Here is an 18,836-nt window from a genome sequence, read left to right on the forward strand (position 1 = left end):
GTGTATCTACAGACTTAAGTGAAATATTTCTATTTATTAGGTTCTTGTATGGGAATACAGCTGAAATCATTTCCATGTGACAAAATTTGATTTATTTTAAATATTCAGATAGTGAATCGTCATTACTTACACTATTCAATGACGACAAAGTATAATTCCGAGATCCTTGCATCGCTTTAATAAAAATTTTGTCACACGCCTGATAATGCAACTGTATTTCCTCTTAAGGTCCTATGGATTTAAAACTAAATACAATATAAAGGTGTGAAAATATGAAATTTATAAAGAACTTATTATTTACAGCATTGGCAATACTAACATTTTCCAGCGTGCAGGCCTCTGAGAAATTTGAGCCTACTTGGGAATCACTGCAAAAATTTGAAACTCCAGAATGGTATAGCGATGCAAAATTAGGTATTTTTCTTCATTGGGGTCCGCAAACAATACCCCGTATGGGAGGCTGGTATCCACGGAATATGTATAATGAAGAGCATAAAGCCTATAAATCACATTTGAAGAATTTTGGGCATCCATCTGAGGTGGGCTATAAAGATATTATAGCTATGTGGAAGGCAGAAAAATTCGCTGCAGATAATTTAGTGCAAGTATTTAAACGAGCAGGGGCTGGTTTTATTGTTCCTGTAGCAACGCATCATGATAACTTTGATCACTGGAACTCAGTGCATCATGATTGGAATTCAGTAAAGAAGGGACCTCGTAAAGATATAGTTGGACTTTGGCGTGATGCCACGCTAAAACAAGGCTTACGCTTTGGCGTTTCAACTCATTTAGCGCGCAGTTATAGTTGGTTTCAACCGAGTCATGGGGCCGATACTAAAGGACCTTTCAAAGGGCTTGCTTATGATGGATCCAAGCCTGAAAATCAGGGCTTGTATCACGAGACGCATGGTGATACTTACCTATTCTATCCTAAAAATCCCAGTAAAGCTTTTGTGGCTTCTTGGAAAAACCGCCATCTCGATCTCATAGATAATTATCAGCCTGATTTACTCTATTGGGATGGAGCGGTGCCTTTTGAAGAAGTCGGTAGAGACATTGTCGCCCACCTTTATAACGAGAATATTAAAAGAAATGGCAATAATGAGGCTTTGTTGTGTTATAAACCGATTCGCGGAACACATGGAGATTTTCGTGATGGTATAGGCGTAATGGATCTTGAACGTGGAACATTTTTGAAAGCCCAAAAAACTACCTGGCAAAATGATACATCGATTGGCCCTTGGTTTTGGGATGGTCGTGCTCGTAAAGATTATCGGCAAGTGAATGAGATTGTTGATATGTTTGTAGACCTAGTGAGTAAAAATGGAGTTTTATTAATGAATATTCCTTTAAAACCAGATGGTAAAATGGATGAAACGACTAGGGCGATGCTAGCGAAACTAACGGCATGGACAACAATTAATGGCGAGGCAATTTTTAAGACGCGTCCCTGGATTAAATATGGTGAGGGGCCCAGTATCCACCAAGCCAAGCGAGCCGCGCATGCCGTTGATACAAAAGTGGTGGAGGGTGTGGTTTTTGAGACCAAGGATATTCACGTACGCGATACTAAACTTGATCCCTTAGGAAGCCAAGACATTCGTTTTACTGCAAGTAAAGATGCCTCCATTATTTATGCTTTTGTGATGGATTGGCCTAGCGATGAAGATTTATTGATAAGTTCATTAAGTCAGGAAAATACGGGAGCGATTGCTGCTGTTGAACTTTTGGGGCACGGTACTGTATCTTGGTCTCAAGATAGTGCGGGCTTGAAATTAAAACTTCCGGCAAGCGCTCCCTCAGATTACGCCTCAGCTTTTAAGATAAAATTAAAATAAAATGTCACATGGCCATAATTTCAGCTGTATTATGTATTATAAGGAGTCATTGGCATAAGCTGAAAGTTTAGGCAATGGATAAGCCCTAGAGCTATTTTTATCTAGGGCATTAAAAACATGAATTTTTATAAGGAATTTATATGATCATAAATAAAATAAAATCCAGCCTATCGATTGCGCTGTTAATGATGGCTTGTGGCTGTCAAAATCCAGACAAAAAACAAGCAGTGGCTCAGCATCAAAGTGAAGGCACTGAATCAGCAAATCAAAGTAAGATAACTCAGGATCAAAGTGAAGGCACTGAATCAGCAATTCAAAGTAAGGTGACTGAATCAGCAATTCAAAGTTTTGAGACTGCAGAGCTACCTTCATGGCTGAGTAGTGATAAAAACTCACGATTACAACTTTCGAAAGAAGTATTTCAGCATGGTGAGAATGCACTGCTTTGGGAAGGCCATCAAGATTCTTTTCTACAAGTAGATAAAAGTACGCCGGGTCTTGGTATTGCTGAAGATGTAAAAGAATTCCGAGTTTGGGTTTACAGTGAAAAAGCTGGTGGTAAACTACAGATTCAAGCGGGTGATGCGCAGCAGTTTGATGATCCGCAAGGCACTTATCAAATCGTTGATTATCACTTAAATTTCACGGGTTGGCGTTCGCTATGGATTAAGTTTGATGAAGTCGGCTCGATGCTAAAGAATGGTGAATCGACTTCGCTAGAAAATAAAGGTGAGCATCATATAAGCGCGATCCGCCTTCAAGCTATGAATAAAAGTTCAGATAGGCTCTATTTTGATAACTTGGAAGTAAGTGATAAAAGCATTCCACATGGCTGTTTGGGAAACCTACAAATCCCGGAAATCGTCAATAGTCTGGAAAATCGTCATAACTTTCCCTGGGTTGCATTAAAACTTGAGCGCGATGTGCAGGAATTTCAAAATTTCACTTATAATGAGCAGGCCTTGGAACAGATCATGAAGCGGATCAAAGATGTACTCGCTAATGGTATAGGAAAGAAAAGTAAAGCTATCCAGGGCTATCGTGAATTTTCTTCCAAAGTATCAACTGACTCCAAAGGTAAGACTCACGGTCCGGCTATCTACAGTCACATCGTTGAACGTTATTATCGTTTAAAAGGATTTCCGGGGATTCATTCAAGTAAACTTAACGGAGCCTTAGCCTATTGCGCCGATAAGTTTATTGAAACGGGAGATGAGTCCTGGGGGCAACTCTATATATCTTATCTCGACTTTAGAAGTGAGAAGGGGTATGCCTTTGGTAGTGCTACGATGAATCGTGTGTTCGAAGCTAAAAATGCCGCTAATTATCTTGATTCATTAATAAAAATGAAAGATTATATAGGCGAAGATCGTTTAGGTCGAGAAGCTGCGGAAATTCGATGGATGTGCGGTTATAATTACCTTTATTCGCTAGAGAAAGAACCTGTGGATGCCGATAAGATTTTAGGAGATATGCAAACCTTGATGGTGGCTATTTATCTTCAGCCTCAAACAAGTTTAGAAGACAAGAAGAGTAAGTTGTATGATTTTACCAAGTTTCAAGAAATTATTAATTTGACAATGACTCCCGGAGTCGATTCCCTCGAGCGCACACATATCGTTAAGCCTGATTATTCGATTTGGCATCACGGTATGGAAATGACCTATAGCTACGGATACGCTGCAGCGCATCGTTATATGAAGTATTATTATATTTTAGCGGGAAGTCCTGCCGCACTCGAGAAGGATACTGCGCAAGGAATAATATCTTATTATGGCGATTTATTTACAGCTAAGGGAGCGGGTTCCTACATGGGAAGTCGCGGCAATGGAGTCGGTCATATACAGTTATACGCGGAAATCTTAGCTTATGCTACCGTTAGCGGGGTAAAAGGGGCTAAGCCTATCCTAAAAGCTTATTTAGAAAGAAATACCTTTGGCTTAAAGGATTTACCGAAAGATTTACAAGTTTATGTTCGTGAAGAAGTCTTAAATAAGCCCGATCTTAAAGCCTATGATATCGTATCGGGGACACATGTCAGACCCTTTGCGGCCACTTTAGTTCAGCATGGAAAAGCTTACACTGCAGTCATAAGAGGTTTTAATGAAGATGTGTCCACGAGTGAAATATTTTTAGGAAGAGAAAATGCTGCAAATATTTATGGTCAGCAACAAAACAATGGTTTTTTACAATTGTATTCAGCTGAAGGTCCTGGAAAGAGTGGCTTGAAACTCAATGGTGGTGGATGGGATTGGAGTCTTTATCCTGGTGCAACAACATTAAAAATGACGACAGATCAGATAGAGCAAGAACTCACACATGGAAAATTCAAATTTGAAGGTGAGACTCTCAGTGGTGGTTTAGCCCATTTCAATAAAGCAGGGATTTATTTTCAAGAGTTGAATGGAGGTCAAAAACACCTTCTCAAGAATTTAAAGGGTAATAAAAGCTGGTTCTTTTTTGAGGATCTCATTGTCTGTTTGGGATCTAATATAAAGCTCTCCGGAGCGAAGCAAGCTTTAGTTACCACGCTTTTTCAGTATCATCATGACAAGAAAGATCAAAATCTTGTGTTTGATACTTATATAGATGGTGCGCATAAAATACGCCAAGGTGTATTTGCTGAAACGCCTTTAGCAGCTAAGGCAGTGTCAATATCGGATCCTGCAGGCAATAGCTATTATATTCCTTTCGAAAGTAATGTTATCATCAAGCGAGGATTACAGAAGTCTCGCGTCCCAAGAGCCAAAAACATTATCTCAGAAGGCTATGTAAGTACAGCCTGGATTGACCATGGAATTAATCCCCTTGATGCAGGCTATGAATATACCGTTTTGCCGCAAGAAAAATTAGAAAAGTATGAAGCCTTTAATAAAAGGGAACTTTACACCGTTTTGCAAAAGGATGAGAAAGCTCATATCGTCAAAAATAATAAGACTATTGGCTATGTCGTCTTAGAGGGCGGTCAATTGAATAAAGGCCCCTTAACAATGAGCAAAAATCCGCTCTTGTTGATGCTGAGTCAAGAAGCAGAACTTATGCGTTTAGGCTTAGCGGACCCTCAGCTCAATCTTGAACTAGAGAAAGTTTCAGGAAATCAGAGGTCAATAGCTCATAGCATACGATTGAAAGGGGTATGGAATAAGGTCAAATGCCTCAACAATCCTGAAATGAAGATTCAACTATCTGTCGTCAATAATGAAACTGTATTAAGTCTAAATTGCATAAATGGAGAATCCTATGATTTGGAGCTCAATAAATAAATTCAATAGAAGCATGATTTTAATTAAACTAAGAAAATTTAACCTTTAAGAGATAAAGACTATGAAAAAAATACTAAAGTTTGTCACCGTACTAACAGCATTTAGCAGCCTATTAACTGCAGCTGATTTTGAAGCAATTGTAATCAAAGGCGAAAATAAATTAACGGTAAATGAAGCTGAAGGGGTTTTGTCATTAAAATCTGCAGGTCCTGAGGCCTTAAAAAAGAAAAAAACCTCAGTCGTCTCTTACGCACGCCGTGCTATTAGTGAACAGGATGGTACAGGCAATGCAGTGAGTTTTGAATTCAAAGGCGATGGTAGTGACTTTTTTGCGAGTGTTTTTTTATCAGAGTCCAAAAATTTGGTAGATGCTCACGAGGCTATTTTTCCCTTGTCATCCACGAAGTGGCAAAAGCGAGTTATTACTTTTGAGGAGTTTGCGAGGAACGCAAAACCTTGGAATAAGCCAAAAATGACAGAGAAAAATATTCATCCAATAATGGAATCATTAACTTATATGGGTTTTGGTCGCGGCTTTAAATATCACCGTTATAATCATCCTGATTATTCTTTTGCAATTCGTAATTTTAAGTTTGTTCAGGCCCCAAAAGTGAAAAACCTAGCGATTAAAAAAGGCATCGATGCTTTTGTAGGAAAACTTGCCAATGATGAGCCCGTGAAAATTTTACTCTTAGGTGATTCAATTACTGAGCACGGTAAAGAATTGAGTCACACTTATCATGCAATGCAGCTCTTGGGCAAGAAAGCAAAAGTCGTTAATGCCGCTATTGGTGGCCAGACTTCTAGAGGTGGCGAAATTATCTTCGAGCGTTCATTAAGAAAACTTCCCAATCCAGACCTTATCGTCATAATGTATGGTGCCAACGATTGTAATAATATGGGAGAAGGAACAGGTTTTAATGATCTCGTATTTGAAAAACATCTCATGAATTTGATCAATAAGGTAAATCACAGTACAAATGGTAAGTGCGAATTTTTACTTATTAATGGAGTACCACGAGTCGATAAAGAAACGCGAATCTCCGAAAATAGAGTAGAGCCCCTTTTGCCCGCAATCGAAAGAGTTAGCAAGCAATATGACTTAATTCTCTGTGATACGATGAGTCGATTTTTGGCGAATAGTAAAGAAGAAAATGATCAGTATTACAAGGATGGAATCCATCAAAACCAGGAAGGTTTGAAATTTATGGGGGAGATAATTGCGGAGACAATTAAGGCTTCTTTAGTTAGTGGTTCACAAAACATATGAGAGTCTTTTAAGACTCAAATGATGAGATGACCCTTAGCAGCCTATCGGACTTTGAGCTTCGCAGCGAAAAATGAGCTAAACAAAGTCGCTTATTATCCGAAATGAGGCGAATATCGGGCATATTTAACGATTTTCGGGTGATAATCCGTCGAAGTATAGCTGTTTTGCAGTCGAACGGAGAGAAATCCGACAGGCTGCTAGAGTTAAATGACTCTAAGGGTGACTTATATAAATGTACTTTTTCTTACTTGTAGATGACTTTACGAGGAGGCTAAAACCTATTGACCTAGAGCTCTATGGCATGCTATTAAATTACTGCTGTTTCTTATTCACTAAGGGTTCAAAATTTTGTAAAAAGGATAGCCACGAGTAAATTCAATTAAGTAAGATTCTATATCTCAGGGATAAATAACTCTATAATGTCAAACAAAGCTAAACAATCTGTTATCTCAGCACTTTTTCAAAGTGCGATACAAGAACCACAAGAGCGCGGTAAGGTTTTACTCAATGACTTAAGGGACTTACAGCTAGAAGGGCGCTACGATGCCGGCAAGCCTCTTTCAGCGGGGGGAATGAAAGAAATTTCCGTTCACTCAGATCAAATGATTCAACGCCAAATCGCCATGGCGATACCACTAAAAGATAAGCAAGATTATGAAAGCTTATGGAATTTTATTCGTGAAGCCAGAATAACGGCTAAAGTGGCTCACCCTAATATTGTGCCCGTGCACGAGATTGGTGTCAATGATGATGATATTCCCTTTTATACCATGAAGTATATTCAGGGTGAAGATTTGGGCGAGGTCTTAAAGAAACTAGCTGAAAATAACGCGACTTACCAAAAAGATTATTCATTAAATAAACGGCTTACAATCTATATCAAAATTTGTGAGGCTATTGCCTTCGCGCACTCACAGGGTGTTATCCACCTCGACTTGAAGCCTGAAAATATTTTAGTGAGTACCTATGGCCAAGTACAAGTTTGCGATTGGGGCCTAGCCCATGAATTGGATCATTTAGAGGAGACACTTGAGGCCAAACTTACGGGTAGTCCAGGGTATTTATCACCGGAACAGATCAAGGGTGAGGATATTGGAGTAGAAAGTGATGTATATGCGCTAGGAGCCTTATTATATCATATGCTCGGTCTTGTGAGACCTTTTGATGGTGTCGAGTTAAATGATGTGTTAAAGCGTACGCTTCTTGGCACAGTACCAGCACTCCAAGAAATTAGCTCGCAGAAGGTTCCGAGAATTTTACAGGCGATCGTTAAAAAAGCTATGCAAGTTGACTTGTGCGAGCGTTATTCATCGGTTAATGAATTGATACAAGATATTGAAGCCTATAAACACTCGTATCCTACCGTGGCGGGCACACCAGGTTATTGGGGGCGCTTCAGTCTATTCACCAAGCGCTACAAGACGACCTCGATGGTCATCTTGTTTGGCTTGGTAATACTCTCTATAATTAGCTCGATTTTCAGTGTGCAAATGCAAGAAGAAATTTATAAACGCAAAGAAGTGGCCGAGAAAGCAGTCGATCACTATAATAGTCTAGCGCAATCAAATATTGTCAACTTTGAATTTGATCTAGCAATGAGAAATGTTTCTTTGGCACTGCAATCAAAGGATAATAAAGAGAGTCATTGGTTGAAAGCGAAGATTCACATGGCCCGCCGTGAACTCAAAGAAGCCCGTCCACATGCACGTCAAAGCAATGAAGCTCTACTGGCAATAATAGATCAGCTTGGCGATTATAAAAATAAAGAGAGTGATGAATTTTTGCTTGTGCTCATTGAGGAATTGAGAAAGAAACAATTACATGAAATAGTGCGAGACCTGATGTGGATACGAAACGCTCATTATAATTCACTAGAAGAACATTTACCTCTGGTCGAAGCAGCGATTAATATTTTAAATGCGGGAATGAAGCATTATGATTTAAAAATTCATCAAGGGAAAATTCATTTTAGTGCGTCCGCGGGTTTCTCTCGATTTGGACCTTTTATGAACCTGCCAGTTGAAAAATTGGTATTGAATGACAGTTCATCTTACGAGTTACGTGGCTTGCGTGGTATGAAACAGTTACGGCATCTAGAATTAAAAAACACACAGGTTTTTGAGGTGCCCGAACTTAGGGGCATGACCCTCGACTACCTAGATTTATCCAATACAAATATTTATAGTTTCAAAGACCTTGTCCATGTTAAAGTCAAACACCTAGTCTTTAAGGGTGGCAAGGCTTTATATCTAAAGGAGATGCTTGATAATACCTTCCTAGAAAAGTTGGAAATTGATACCTGGCGTTATCTACAAGCATTTGACCAGAGATCCATAGAAAAACTTAAAGATAAAGGGATACTGGCAAGAACTGAAAGTGAAGGTAATCAATAAGCTGAATCCTTGAGCTAACTTTAGGAAAATTGAGGGAGCCTGGCTAGCAGCGCAGGCGACTCAGGGGCTGAGCCCCGCTTAATGGGTAATCGTGAGCAGGGTTGCTTGTGGGATTATGGCTGAAGGTAATTAATAATCGTTTTTAAATTGGCCAAGAATTGAGGATTTGAGGTCACCGAAGGCGCATGACCGGGAAGCAAGCCAATAATTTCTCCTCCCCATGGAGTAGGACAAGACCAAGCCTGAACGTAGCGCTTTTTATCGTAGTACGTTTCCATGAGGTCAATTGTGGGTGCAGTTTGTTCTAAATTGATATAGATTTCATCCGTATCAAAATCCATGGGCTGGAGCTTTTTTGCGAGCGGATGAATGGCATTGCAAAGCGAAACGGAATAGGGCTCCACGGGATGAGTCGACTGTTCTGAGCCATCCGGATCATCACGACGTACCCAGCGATGACCAACGATTTTTCTCCACCAATCCCATTCCCAGAAAGCGGCACTAGAACCATGAAGCAAAAGCATGTTGCCACCCTTTTCTAAGTAGGTTTTGAGGGCATCTTGTGAGGCTTGATCGGGGTGATCATTATTGCAAGTGCCCGCAATCATGTGAAGCATCAGTAATTGATACTTGCCTGAGTTTATATCTGCGAGCTTCGCAAAGTCATCTTCGCTAAAATCGATGGCGTAATCATTTTCTATTTCGCCGTGAATATTTTTGCCACTGAAGGCATTGTAGTGATTGTCTGCTAAAAATAAAATCATATTTTTCCTAGGCTAAATAAGCTAATTCTTCTAAGCTAACTTCACCAGAAAGCTCTTTGTTGTTTTGCCAATTCTTAACTTGTTCAATAACAAAATCAGCCATGCGTACGTACTCATCATTAATGGAGCCCGCAAGATGGGAACTCATATGTACATTGGGGAGATCAAATAATTCCGAATTGGGAGAGGAGGGCTCAGGGTGAGTGACATCGAGCAAAGCACAGAGATCAGGGCGTTCTTTCATGACCCGAATAAGATCATCTTCATTGACTTGAGCACCACGGCCGGTGTTGATAAAAGTAGCTCCATAGCGCATTTGGCTCAGTAAATCATAGTTGATGATGCCAATGTTATCATCACGATCAGGGAGGTGATTACTAATGATGTAGGCTTGTTCAAAAGCTTCTTCCATAGTCACTTTTGAGATACTATTCTCTTGGCAGTAGCTATCGCTTAAAGAACGCGAAACGGCTAATTTATCAAAGTGAAAGGGACTTAAAAGTTCCATGGTGTGTTTCGTGATTTTACCGACACTGATGAAGGCGATTTTTTCGCCATAAGCCCCTTTGCCTTTATAGGCACCGCCAAAATGATCGTTATTGCGCATCCTCTTGGTATCGAGAATATTTTGAAAAAAGCCTTTTGAGGCCAAAAGAATTTGCGCTAAACAAAATTCGGCCACGGGGATGCTATTAGATTCGGCGGCACAAAAAACCCGTACGCCCGCTTCAAGAAAAGGCTGAGCAAAAGATTTGGTACTACCCGCAGCATGCATGAGCAATTTGAGATTGGGTAATTTGGCCAATTGTTCGGCAGTACAGGCGGGCATGCCCCAGGTAGTGAAAATAACTTCTACTTCTTTGAGCAGTTCAGCATTCTCTGCAAAGTTTTCTGAGGTGATGATTTGAGGGAAGAGTTCGAATTCTTTTTCAATGATTTCTTTTCTTCCATTGGCATAAACATCGAAAAGACGATTTCCATTATTAAAAAAAGCAGCTTTCATTTTTATCTCCTTTTAGCAGCCGATAAGTTCGGCTGTTTCGCTTAAGAGTGATGCAGCATTGAGGTCAGCTACAATGGTAATATTACTATGGGCCTGAAGGATTGACGCAGGAAATTTTTCCGTGATATTTCCTTCGATTAATTGCTGTAAAGCTTTAGCTTTATGTTCACCTGTGACCAGCATGATGATCTCTTTGGCATTGATGATTGATTTTATCCCCATAGAGATTGCGGTATCAGGCTGAAATTCACCAGCTTGAAAGAAGCGTTTATTATCTCGAAGGGTTTGATCACTGAGCTTTACTTTGCGTGTGCTAGAATCAAAAGAGCTTCCCGGTTCGTTGAAAGCGATATGGCCATTTGTTCCGAGGCCCAGCAGTTGTATATCAATGCCACCATTGAGTTTTATGGCTTCATCATAATTGATTTCTTCGCAGGGGAAGAAACAATTGAGTGGAAGGATGTCGACATGATCAAAAAGGTGTTTTTTCATGAATGAGCGATAGCTCTGGGCATGGAGAGCATGAATCCCGAGGTATTCATCGAGATTAAAAGTTTTGATATGTCGAAAACTAATCTGGCTAAAGTGAAAAGCTTTGACTAAAAAATTATAGACGATGACGGGGGTGCCACCAGTAGCAAGGCCTAGATTTGCCTTAGGATTAGATTGTAGATGCTTAATGAAAATTTCAGCACAGGCTTTTTCAGCACTGGACTTATTATCGCAGATATGAAGTTTCACGCGTATCTCCTTGAATTCAAAAATTGATTATTAGGGAGATACCAATGAAAAGAGCCCAATGTGACACTTACTTACATTAGTAATGTGATTTTTTTTCTATAGCTTTAGCAAAAATAATCATCTTTGATATGAAACATAATTATTCCCGAGAAGTAATTAATGAACAAATGTTGCTTATTGAAGTCTTATGAATTAATGATTTTAGAGTGACTAGTGATAAGATAAGTGATCATGGAATAAGGAGTGTCTTAAATGATGTCTTTCTTGTTAAATCCTTTTTTGGATTAGTCTTTCTATTACGTTAGTTTGTTAGCAAATGAAGTAGACTCTAAATGTGATTAAATAATCATATTGAGTTTTGCAAGCTTTTTTTTGAGCCAAAAAAAAGCACTTACATTGCTGTAAGTGCTTGATTACTAGAGTCGGAACGACAGGATTTGAACCTGCGACATCATGTCCCCCAGACAATCATCTAAGCAAGAAACTGCTCCCTTTTTGGGTAGTTTTGCAACCTTTTTTTGTCTTACTGTACCAATTTAAAGTTTGATACTAGAAGTACAGAATCTAGAATTATGTTTTGGTAATGAAGGGACTGTTTTGAGTGATTTCTCCAGAAGGTAATTTGTAGTAAATTTTTCCATCTTTAGAGAATACAGATGCAATATTTTTCTTTACGTTATTTTGTATAGCTTCTTTTACAGCTTCATTACCAATTTTTTGAAATAAGAATGCTTCTTGGTATAGCTCTAGATCATTTATTTTATTCATAATTATAACTCCACGTCTTTCATAAAATCGTTAAAAATTGAGTTGTCGTTGATTGTGTAATTATCTTTAGATCCTATACAAAATTCTTTAAATATTAATTCAGAATTATAAATTAGGAACCACCTGTCAGAAACATTTTTATATATGTTCCAAAAGTTGTTTTTACTTCGATAAAACCTTCTTATTACAGCTTGATCAGGAACGTGATGTCCTCCATTAAGAACTCGTTCCTTAATTCGTTCTATGCAAACTGTCGGGTTTTCTAAAAAAATGTAAATTAATTCAATTGAATAACCATTCTCTTTTGCTTTAGAGATGATTTTTTCTAGGTATTTACCAGATAGTGTAGATTCTAAAACAAAAGACTCATTTTCTTTAAGCAGTTTTTGTAGTCTTTTAAAAAATATTTTACCTGCCGCTACTTCCCCACCAGTAGTATTGTGGGGGTCAATTTCTTTCGCTATTTCGTCTGCATTTAAAAAATAGATATTTAACTCTTGTGTTAGCTTTTTTGAAAAAGTAGTTTTTCCAGAACCGTTAGCACCCGAAACAATATATAATTTACTCATTATTAAATTCTATTTTAGATTTTTTTGTTTACATTACACTAAGTTTAAAGAAAATATAGATCGGCTTATTTTTTAGTCTAAGCCTTGATCTGTGTGGTTTTATAGGCAAGGGAGTGAAGCGACACTCCAAGTCAATCCACCTAATCAATCTGAAGCTATGTAGCTAAAGCGTGTCTAATTGTGTGTAAATATATATAAGTTTGTTAGCAAATGAAGTAGACTCTAACTGTGATTAAATAATCATATTTAGTTTTGCAAGCTTTTTGGCTATTTTGTCCATCACCTGACTAATGTTGAATGACCTCATTATTTGAAGAGGGGAAGTCGTCGATGTTTAATCATACTTTTGTGGAGTAAGCAAGTTTTAGAATTGTTCTAGTAGTGCAGTTAAGCTCGTTTCAAAAATATTATCTGACTGATGAAACTTTTCCTTTTAAATTAAGAAACATCAGAAGGAAGCTGTTTTATTTAAGTTAATCAAGATACGTTACTGCAAATAAATTTCTTCGGTATTTAGCGATGAAATTTTTTTCATACTGTCAGTTGGATGGTCAGGTCATAAGCCATATGAATTTGCCGATTTTTTTGAGGGACACTTTCATAAACGGGGAATGGAGGTTGTTCATAGTCGAACTTTAGATTTTTTCGGCGATTTAAATTACCTTAAAAGGTTTGATCTAATTATGCCAAATGGGACTATGGGCGAGATCACGGAGGAACAGGAAAACAATCTTATTGAGGTAGTGAGATTAGGTGTAAACTTAGTGCGTGTTCATGTAGGCGCGGGAGATGCTTTTCGTTCCAGTCTAAATTATCAGTGGATGATTGGAGGTCAATTTCTTGGTCACCCTTACGTAGGTGAATACGAAGTAAGGCTTACTCAAAAAGATCATGCTACTTGTTCGGGAATTCCTACAAAGTTTATCGTCAATACTGAGCAGTATTATATGTTAGTCGATCCGTCTATAGAGGCTGAGACTGCTTATATTTATGAAAATCAGGAGGTTGAAATGCCGGTTGCGTGGGTAAAAAGATGGGGGAAAGGGAGAGTCTTTTATTCAAGCTTGGGACATGATCCCATCGAGTATAAAAAATTCCCTGAAATGCGGTTACTATTAACTAATGCGATAAAGTTTTTAGTTGAATAAAAGTTTAGGCGCTTTCGAGTATGATATTTGAGTAAGAAGCTGTGCCACCAGTACGAATTAAGCCAATAGCTCGCGGTACGCGTTTTTTAAACTCATCATGATCTTCGAACTCCCTTGATATGTCTTTGAGGACTTCATTAAAAGAATTTTTAATGTCTTCTTCATTCCATGAATTAAATTGTTCGGCCATCCAGCATTTGCCTACAGTAAAGTGGGGTAAGATGACTTTGAGAACATGCAGTACAGAGGGCTGATCGTCTGCTAAAGAGATATCAATAGTTTCGATCGCCGGCCAGAAAGGAAAGCCTTTGTCGGAGATGATGATTGTGTTGGTGTGGCGAACACGCATGAGTAGTTCATGAAGTGCAGGGTTGAGTAGGTCGTGATTAAACATTTTCGGTCCTAATTGAAATTATAAAGCAATGTTAGTAGCCACTAGGTCTGGATTAACCATACTAACTATAGAGCGATCATCATGGGCACGAGTTGAAATGTCTTTGTAGCTAAAGCTGTGAAAGAGAGCTGAGTTTGCGGATTTCGCACCATTTGAACTTGCGTAGAGGGCTGTGTAGACGCCCGTAAAACCACCTGCTACTTCTGTAGCTATATGGCGGACTTCAGCTTGACCAAGTTCGTAAGTTTTGCCCTGAATTTCCGCGGAGAATATGTACCAAATATCATTGCTAATGATTTTTAGCTTTACTTCTCCACCTGCAGGGATTTGTACTGAATTAACTTCAAGACGTATAGATCCGAGAGCGCGTTTCAAAGTTATGAATCGTTTGCCATCTATTGCGTGTATCGCAATTGCGTGCCAATGATTTTCATTCATACCTACGCTTAAGCCGGCTTCCTCTAAGTTTTTAGGGTCAAAGCTCATATTGATTTCAGTTTGACTATCAAAATGCTGTTGACGGCGCCCAATCCAACTGAGTTGATGGTTTGAATCAAGCGCAGGCTTTAAACATTTGAGGCGCAGGCCCTGACTTTCAAGTGACCAGCTCCCTGGGATTGGGTTACGTCTAAAGTTCCAGCCGAGATCGAGTTCGTGATCAGCAAAGTTGTCGGTGTATTCAAACTTATTTTGTTTGGCGACTGGAGCGGGCAGGAGTTGTGGGACATCCATACAAAGCTGAAGGAAATCCCCTTGGATTTGTGGCCATTCACCATCCCAATTCACTGGAGCGAGATAAGTTTCGCGGCCAAGGTGGTGGATAAATGGGTATTGGGAGTGACGGACGCCGAGGCAGACCATCCACCATTGACCATTTTGGTCTTCAAAAAGCTCAGCATGCCCCGTTGACTGAATGGGAAGAGAGCTTCCTCTATGGCTTAAAATTGGATTGTGCGGACAGGGTTCATAAGGGCCAGTTATTTCTTTAGCACGAGCCATGGTGACAGCGTGAGTGAACTCGGTGCCACCTTCTGCTATTATGAGGTAATACCAATTGTTTTTCTTGTAGGTATGTGGCGCTTCTGGGTATTTTCCACCTGTGCCACCCCACATGAAGGTCGGTTCATCTCCAAGTAACTCACCAGTCTTAGGGTTCATTTCCCTTAAGTATACGCCTTGTCGATTGTTCCAGTGTAGGTAATTAGATGCAAAGTAACATTTACCATCATCATCCCAGAAGAGAGATGGATCGATTCCACCTTGAGGAACTTTTATGGGGTCGGACCAATCTCCAGCAGGATCCTCTGCAGTGACGTAAAAATTGCCGATGCCAGTTGTATCCGTAGTCACCATGTAGAAAAGTCCTTCATGGTAACGAATAGTCGGGGCATAGATACCACCCGATGCTTTACAGTTAATTAGATCGAGCTGACTTTGACGGGTGAGGCAATGGCCGACTTGTTCCCAATCAATAAGGTTTTTACTTTTAAAAATAGGTACACCAGGAAAGTATTCGAAAGTGCTTGTTACCATGTAAAAGGTATCGCCAACTCGGCAAACACTTGGGTCGGGGTAGAAACCTGGGAGGATAGGGTTTTTATATTTTGTAATCATGGGATTGATGTGCTTTTGGTTTTATCTATTGAAGAACGGCTTTTTATTATTTTAATAAAATACATTAAAGTACATTGTCAAATCATTTTGTATGTTATATAGTATTCTATATTTATTATTATAGATTTTAAAGTAGACTTAATTGATGATGCATAAGTCAAGTTAAAAAGGAATTATTACTATGTTTAAAACTCGAAATTCGTTTATCGACCTTAATGGAACTTGGAAGTTTAATCCAGATCCTTACCAACGTTGCAGACAGCAATCCTGGTGGAAACAAGAAGGGGATAATTCAGGTTTTTTCCCTTGCTTCAATATGGATGGCATGTGGGATACACAGGTACCGTCAACTTGGAAAAAGGAATTTGAGGAGCTTAAATGGTACGACGGTCACGCTAATTATGCCCGCGATTTTGCAGTTGATGAAATTCCCGAGGGACATGAAGCCTTTTTATGTATAGATAGTGCAACATACCGCTCAGAAGTTTATCTCAATGGTGAACACGTTGGGAATCACGAATGGGCTTATTCCCCTTTTCAATTTAAGGTGACAGATTTACTTCAAGAAGGCAATAATCGTATATTTGTGCTGATCGATAATTTCATGCAGGAGGATCGCGTACCTGGCATTCGCACCGATTGGAATAATGACGGTGGTCTCACGGGTTCGGTTAGAATTATTTTTGTGCCAAAGAGCTATATAGAGAATTTTAGAACTCAGACAGTTTTAGAAGATGACAAGGTTAAAATTCAGGTTGAGATATTTGCGCAGTCAACTGAAGGTGAAACGACTTTGGATTACGAGTTTAAAATTGATGAATTGGCTTTGAGTCATAAGGCTTCTGCAAAAGTCGGCGAAAAAGAAAAATTTGAATTTGTTTTAGAGCCTTCACAGATTGAACTTTGGGACCAAGAAAATCCGAAGCTCTATAATACGAGTATTGTGACTGCCACAGAAGAACTAAACGATGAGATTGGCTATCGCGAAATCAAAACTGAGGGTGAGAAAATTCTTCTCAATGGAGAAGAAATTCGCCTCTATGGTGTCGCAGTCCACTCTGAATTCCCTGATACAGGTCGCGTTCCCACAGCTGAGGGTATAGAGCTGATGCTTGAAAAAGCACGTGAATTGGGTTGTAACTTTTTGCGATGTGCGCATTATCCTTATGCCGAAGAGTTTGGCAAGGCGATGGATCGCGCCGGCATGCTTTGGTGGGAAGAAGTTCCTGTATATTGGTTACCTAATGTACATCAAGAGCCTCAATTGAGTAAAGCACTTGGGATGATGAGGGAGGCTGTATTACGCGACTGGAATAGAGCATCTTTGATTTTTTGGTCAGTTTCCAATGAATGTGCTGGAGATGGAACTGCGGCGGGTTCAAATAGCGACTTAACGACAGGCAATTATCCCTACTGGACGAAAGCATGTGCACAAATTCGCGAACTCGATCCAAGTCGCCTAATCAGTTCAGCTGACTCAGGTCACAGGAAAACTGAAGCCAATAAGGACTGGACTCCAGATGCAGGAGATCACTTTGACACGGAAATGGCCAAAGAAAGTTGGCATCCAGGCCATCCTGACGAGTTTTATGAATTGATGGATGTTTTGGGGGCGAATCTCTATGTTTCCAATCCAGGAGATAACCCCATTGCGACACAGAAATTTGTAGATATGCTCAAGCGCTTTAATAAGCCACTTATGATTACGGAGTTTGGTTCCATGTCAACTACAGAGGAAACTGATAGACCGGAAACCGACCTTGGTCATCCAGTTCGTCATGAGACAATCTTGCGAGAGGCCTATGCTACCTACCATGAGCATGAGGAAATTGTTGGTTATGTGCCTTGGGCTTTGATGGATTGTCGTGTGCCTATGCATTGGCGTTGGTATAATCGTGGGACGGGAACCTTTGCCTATGGCATGTTGGATAATAATTATAAAAAGAAACATGTCTTTGACGTCGTTCAAGCAGAAATCACCAAGCTACGAAAAAGGTTTAATGATTAGTGAAGAAAATTAAGTTAGCTCTTTGGGGCGATAATGGTCACCAGATTCACAATGATCTAGAATTATACCCAGAGTTTGAGCTTGTGGTAATTGGTTCTATTGCGGAGTCCGCAGAAAGAGATCTTTTGAAAAAGTACTCTGAAGCCAAGCTTGAAAATGATTATGAAAAAATGATCCACGACTATGGTGTGGAGATGATTAGTTTATGTTCAGAATATCGTTCAGAACAGGCTGATTTAGCTGTGCGCGCTTTAGATAAAGGCATACATGTCTATGCAGAAAAACCCTGTGCTCTAAGTGAAAAAGATTTAGATAGAATTATTGCGAGCGCTGCAAAGTCAAAGGCAATTTTTCATGAAATGGCGGGTACGCTTTGGGAAGAACCTTATTGGTCCATGCGCAAGATTGTGCAAAGTGGCCAGATTGGAGAAGTGGTTCAGGTTCTTGCTCAGAAATCCTATCCCTATGCAGATTGGCGACCTCGGAACGAAAAAGTGGATGGAGGTCTAGTAGCTCAAGTTGGTGTCCATGCCGTACGTTTTGTGGAGCATGTGGCTGAGCAAAAGATCAAAGATATTCATTGCCAAACAAGTACACTTGGCGAAGTCCGCAAAAACTCAGAGCTAAAAATGGCAGCTAATTTCAGCGGTAGGCTTGAGAATGGAGGACTTTATTCCTGTATAGCTAATTACCTTCATAACCCTGGAATGGGTAGCTGGGGAAATGAAATGCTAAGGATCTTTGGAACAAAGGGAATGATTGAAAGTTGTGATGCTGGGAGACGGACACGCATGATTATCGGCGATAAGGATTTTGGTGACTTGGATTTGTCGGATGAAAAGCCAGACTTTTTGGCTGAGTTTATCAAAGAGATTTGCGAAGGTCGCAAAATGCTTCTCTCACTAGAAGAAGAACTCAGCCCGACGCGCTGGATGATCAGGGCTAAGTTTTTCAATAAAATCACTTAATCTTTGTCCTTAGTTATTGACTAATGGAACTCAAAGGATAATGTATGATAATATGTATTTTTAATAAAACTTAAAGCTTTTTGTATAGCCGTTTT

General features: G+C 39.6%; 14 protein-coding genes. 7 read left to right on the plus strand and 7 right to left on the minus strand.

All coding sequences use genetic code 11. The annotated features are described in order from the left end of the window. The first annotated feature begins 272 nt into the window (after positions 1–272). From PQO03_RS05720 to PQO03_RS05735, 4 genes are all read left to right on the plus strand, one after another. Positions 273–1,838, plus strand: a complete 1,566-nt coding sequence (locus PQO03_RS05720) for an alpha-L-fucosidase (protein ID WP_274148578.1) — start codon at positions 273–275, stop codon at positions 1,836–1,838. A 140-nt stretch (positions 1,839–1,978) separates the two neighbouring features. Beyond that, on the plus strand, positions 1,979–5,101 hold the full coding sequence (locus PQO03_RS05725; RefSeq protein WP_274148579.1) for a polysaccharide lyase family 8 super-sandwich domain-containing protein: 3,123 nt from the start codon (positions 1,979–1,981) through the stop codon (positions 5,099–5,101). A gap of 61 nt (positions 5,102–5,162) precedes the next feature. Next, positions 5,163–6,371 carry an SGNH/GDSL hydrolase family protein gene (locus tag PQO03_RS05730; protein ID WP_274148581.1) on the plus strand — a complete coding sequence of 403 codons (1,209 nt, stop codon included), beginning with the start codon at positions 5,163–5,165 and terminating at the stop codon, positions 6,369–6,371. A 419-nt stretch (positions 6,372–6,790) separates the two neighbouring features. Next, entirely contained in the window at positions 6,791–8,764 is a 1,974-nt protein-coding gene (locus PQO03_RS05735) for a serine/threonine-protein kinase (protein ID WP_274148582.1), read from the plus strand. Between the two features lie 113 nt (positions 8,765–8,877). On the opposite strand, the gene PQO03_RS05740 is transcribed toward PQO03_RS05735, so the two are convergent. The 5 genes from PQO03_RS05740 to PQO03_RS05760 all read right to left on the minus strand — a co-directional run bounded on the left by PQO03_RS05740 (position 8,878) and on the right by PQO03_RS05760 (position 12,609). Continuing rightward, positions 8,878–9,528 carry a ThuA domain-containing protein gene (locus PQO03_RS05740; protein ID WP_274148584.1) on the minus strand — a complete coding sequence of 217 codons (651 nt, stop codon included), beginning with the start codon at positions 9,526–9,528 and terminating at the stop codon, positions 8,878–8,880. Between the two features lie 7 nt (positions 9,529–9,535). Then, a complete protein-coding gene (locus PQO03_RS05745; protein WP_274148586.1) occupies positions 9,536–10,531 on the minus strand; it encodes a hydroxyacid dehydrogenase in 996 nt (331 codons plus the stop codon). A gap of 12 nt (positions 10,532–10,543) precedes the next feature. After that, on the minus strand, positions 10,544–11,272 hold the full coding sequence (nagB, locus tag PQO03_RS05750) for a glucosamine-6-phosphate deaminase (RefSeq protein WP_274148588.1): 729 nt from the start codon (positions 11,270–11,272) through the stop codon (positions 10,544–10,546). A gap of 570 nt (positions 11,273–11,842) precedes the next feature. Then, on the minus strand, positions 11,843–12,040 hold the full coding sequence (locus PQO03_RS05755; RefSeq protein WP_274148590.1) for a hypothetical protein: 198 nt from the start codon (positions 12,038–12,040) through the stop codon (positions 11,843–11,845). 2 nt (positions 12,041–12,042) lie between these two features. Then, on the minus strand, positions 12,043–12,609 hold the full coding sequence (locus PQO03_RS05760) for an ATPase (RefSeq protein ID WP_274148592.1): 567 nt from the start codon (positions 12,607–12,609) through the stop codon (positions 12,043–12,045). A 536-nt stretch (positions 12,610–13,145) separates the two neighbouring features. Here PQO03_RS05760 and PQO03_RS05765 point away from each other — a divergent pair. Further along, the gene (locus tag PQO03_RS05765) at positions 13,146–13,757 is read left to right on the plus strand and encodes a ThuA domain-containing protein (RefSeq protein WP_274151817.1); all 612 of its coding nucleotides are present in this window, start codon (positions 13,146–13,148) and stop codon (positions 13,755–13,757) included. A 4-nt stretch (positions 13,758–13,761) separates the two neighbouring features. Here the strand turns inward: PQO03_RS05765 and PQO03_RS05770 are convergent, their stop codons facing one another. Together PQO03_RS05770 and PQO03_RS05775 are read right to left on the minus strand one after the other, a co-directional pair. Next, the gene (locus PQO03_RS05770) at positions 13,762–14,151 is read right to left on the minus strand and encodes an RbsD/FucU domain-containing protein (protein ID WP_274148595.1); all 390 of its coding nucleotides are present in this window, start codon (positions 14,149–14,151) and stop codon (positions 13,762–13,764) included. An 18-nt stretch (positions 14,152–14,169) separates the two neighbouring features. After that, complete coding sequence (locus PQO03_RS05775; protein WP_274148597.1) at positions 14,170–15,765, minus strand: glycoside hydrolase family 43 protein; 1,596 nt, start codon at positions 15,763–15,765, stop codon at positions 14,170–14,172. Positions 15,766–15,946: 181 nt separating this feature from the next. Here PQO03_RS05775 and PQO03_RS05780 point away from each other — a divergent pair, with 181 nt between their 5' ends. Together PQO03_RS05780 and PQO03_RS05785 are read left to right on the plus strand one after the other, a co-directional pair. Then, on the plus strand, positions 15,947–17,773 hold the full coding sequence (locus tag PQO03_RS05780) for a glycoside hydrolase family 2 TIM barrel-domain containing protein (protein WP_274148599.1): 1,827 nt from the start codon (positions 15,947–15,949) through the stop codon (positions 17,771–17,773). Continuing rightward, the gene (locus PQO03_RS05785) at positions 17,773–18,741 is read left to right on the plus strand and encodes a Gfo/Idh/MocA family protein (RefSeq protein WP_274148601.1); all 969 of its coding nucleotides are present in this window, start codon (positions 17,773–17,775) and stop codon (positions 18,739–18,741) included. The genes PQO03_RS05780 and PQO03_RS05785 overlap by 1 nt, the downstream gene beginning before the upstream one ends. The last annotated feature ends 95 nt before the right edge of the window (positions 18,742–18,836 follow it).

Origin of the sequence: Lentisphaera profundi (genome assembly GCF_028728065.1) — a bacterium.
GTDB lineage: Bacteria > Verrucomicrobiota > Lentisphaeria > Lentisphaerales > Lentisphaeraceae > Lentisphaera > Lentisphaera profundi.

Coding starts and splice junctions, on each gene's coding strand:
- PQO03_RS05735 (WP_274148582.1), top strand. CDS start 6,791: ATGTCAAACAAAGCTAAACAATCTGTTATCTCAGCACTTTTTCAAAGT.
- PQO03_RS05760 (WP_274148592.1), bottom strand. CDS start 12,609: ATGAGTAAATTATATATTGTTTCGGGTGCTAACGGTTCTGGAAAAACT.
- PQO03_RS05775 (WP_274148597.1), bottom strand. CDS start 15,765: ATGATTACAAAATATAAAAACCCTATCCTCCCAGGTTTCTACCCCGAC.
- PQO03_RS05720 (WP_274148578.1), top strand. CDS start 273: ATGAAATTTATAAAGAACTTATTATTTACAGCATTGGCAATACTAACA.
- PQO03_RS05730 (WP_274148581.1), top strand. CDS start 5,163: ATGAAAAAAATACTAAAGTTTGTCACCGTACTAACAGCATTTAGCAGC.
- PQO03_RS05740 (WP_274148584.1), bottom strand. CDS start 9,528: ATGATTTTATTTTTAGCAGACAATCACTACAATGCCTTCAGTGGCAAA.
- PQO03_RS05725 (WP_274148579.1), top strand. CDS start 1,979: ATGATCATAAATAAAATAAAATCCAGCCTATCGATTGCGCTGTTAATG.
- PQO03_RS05755 (WP_274148590.1), bottom strand. CDS start 12,040: ATGAATAAAATAAATGATCTAGAGCTATACCAAGAAGCATTCTTATTT.
- PQO03_RS05745 (WP_274148586.1), bottom strand. CDS start 10,531: ATGAAAGCTGCTTTTTTTAATAATGGAAATCGTCTTTTCGATGTTTAT.
- PQO03_RS05770 (WP_274148595.1), bottom strand. CDS start 14,151: ATGTTTAATCACGACCTACTCAACCCTGCACTTCATGAACTACTCATG.
- PQO03_RS05780 (WP_274148599.1), top strand. CDS start 15,947: ATGTTTAAAACTCGAAATTCGTTTATCGACCTTAATGGAACTTGGAAG.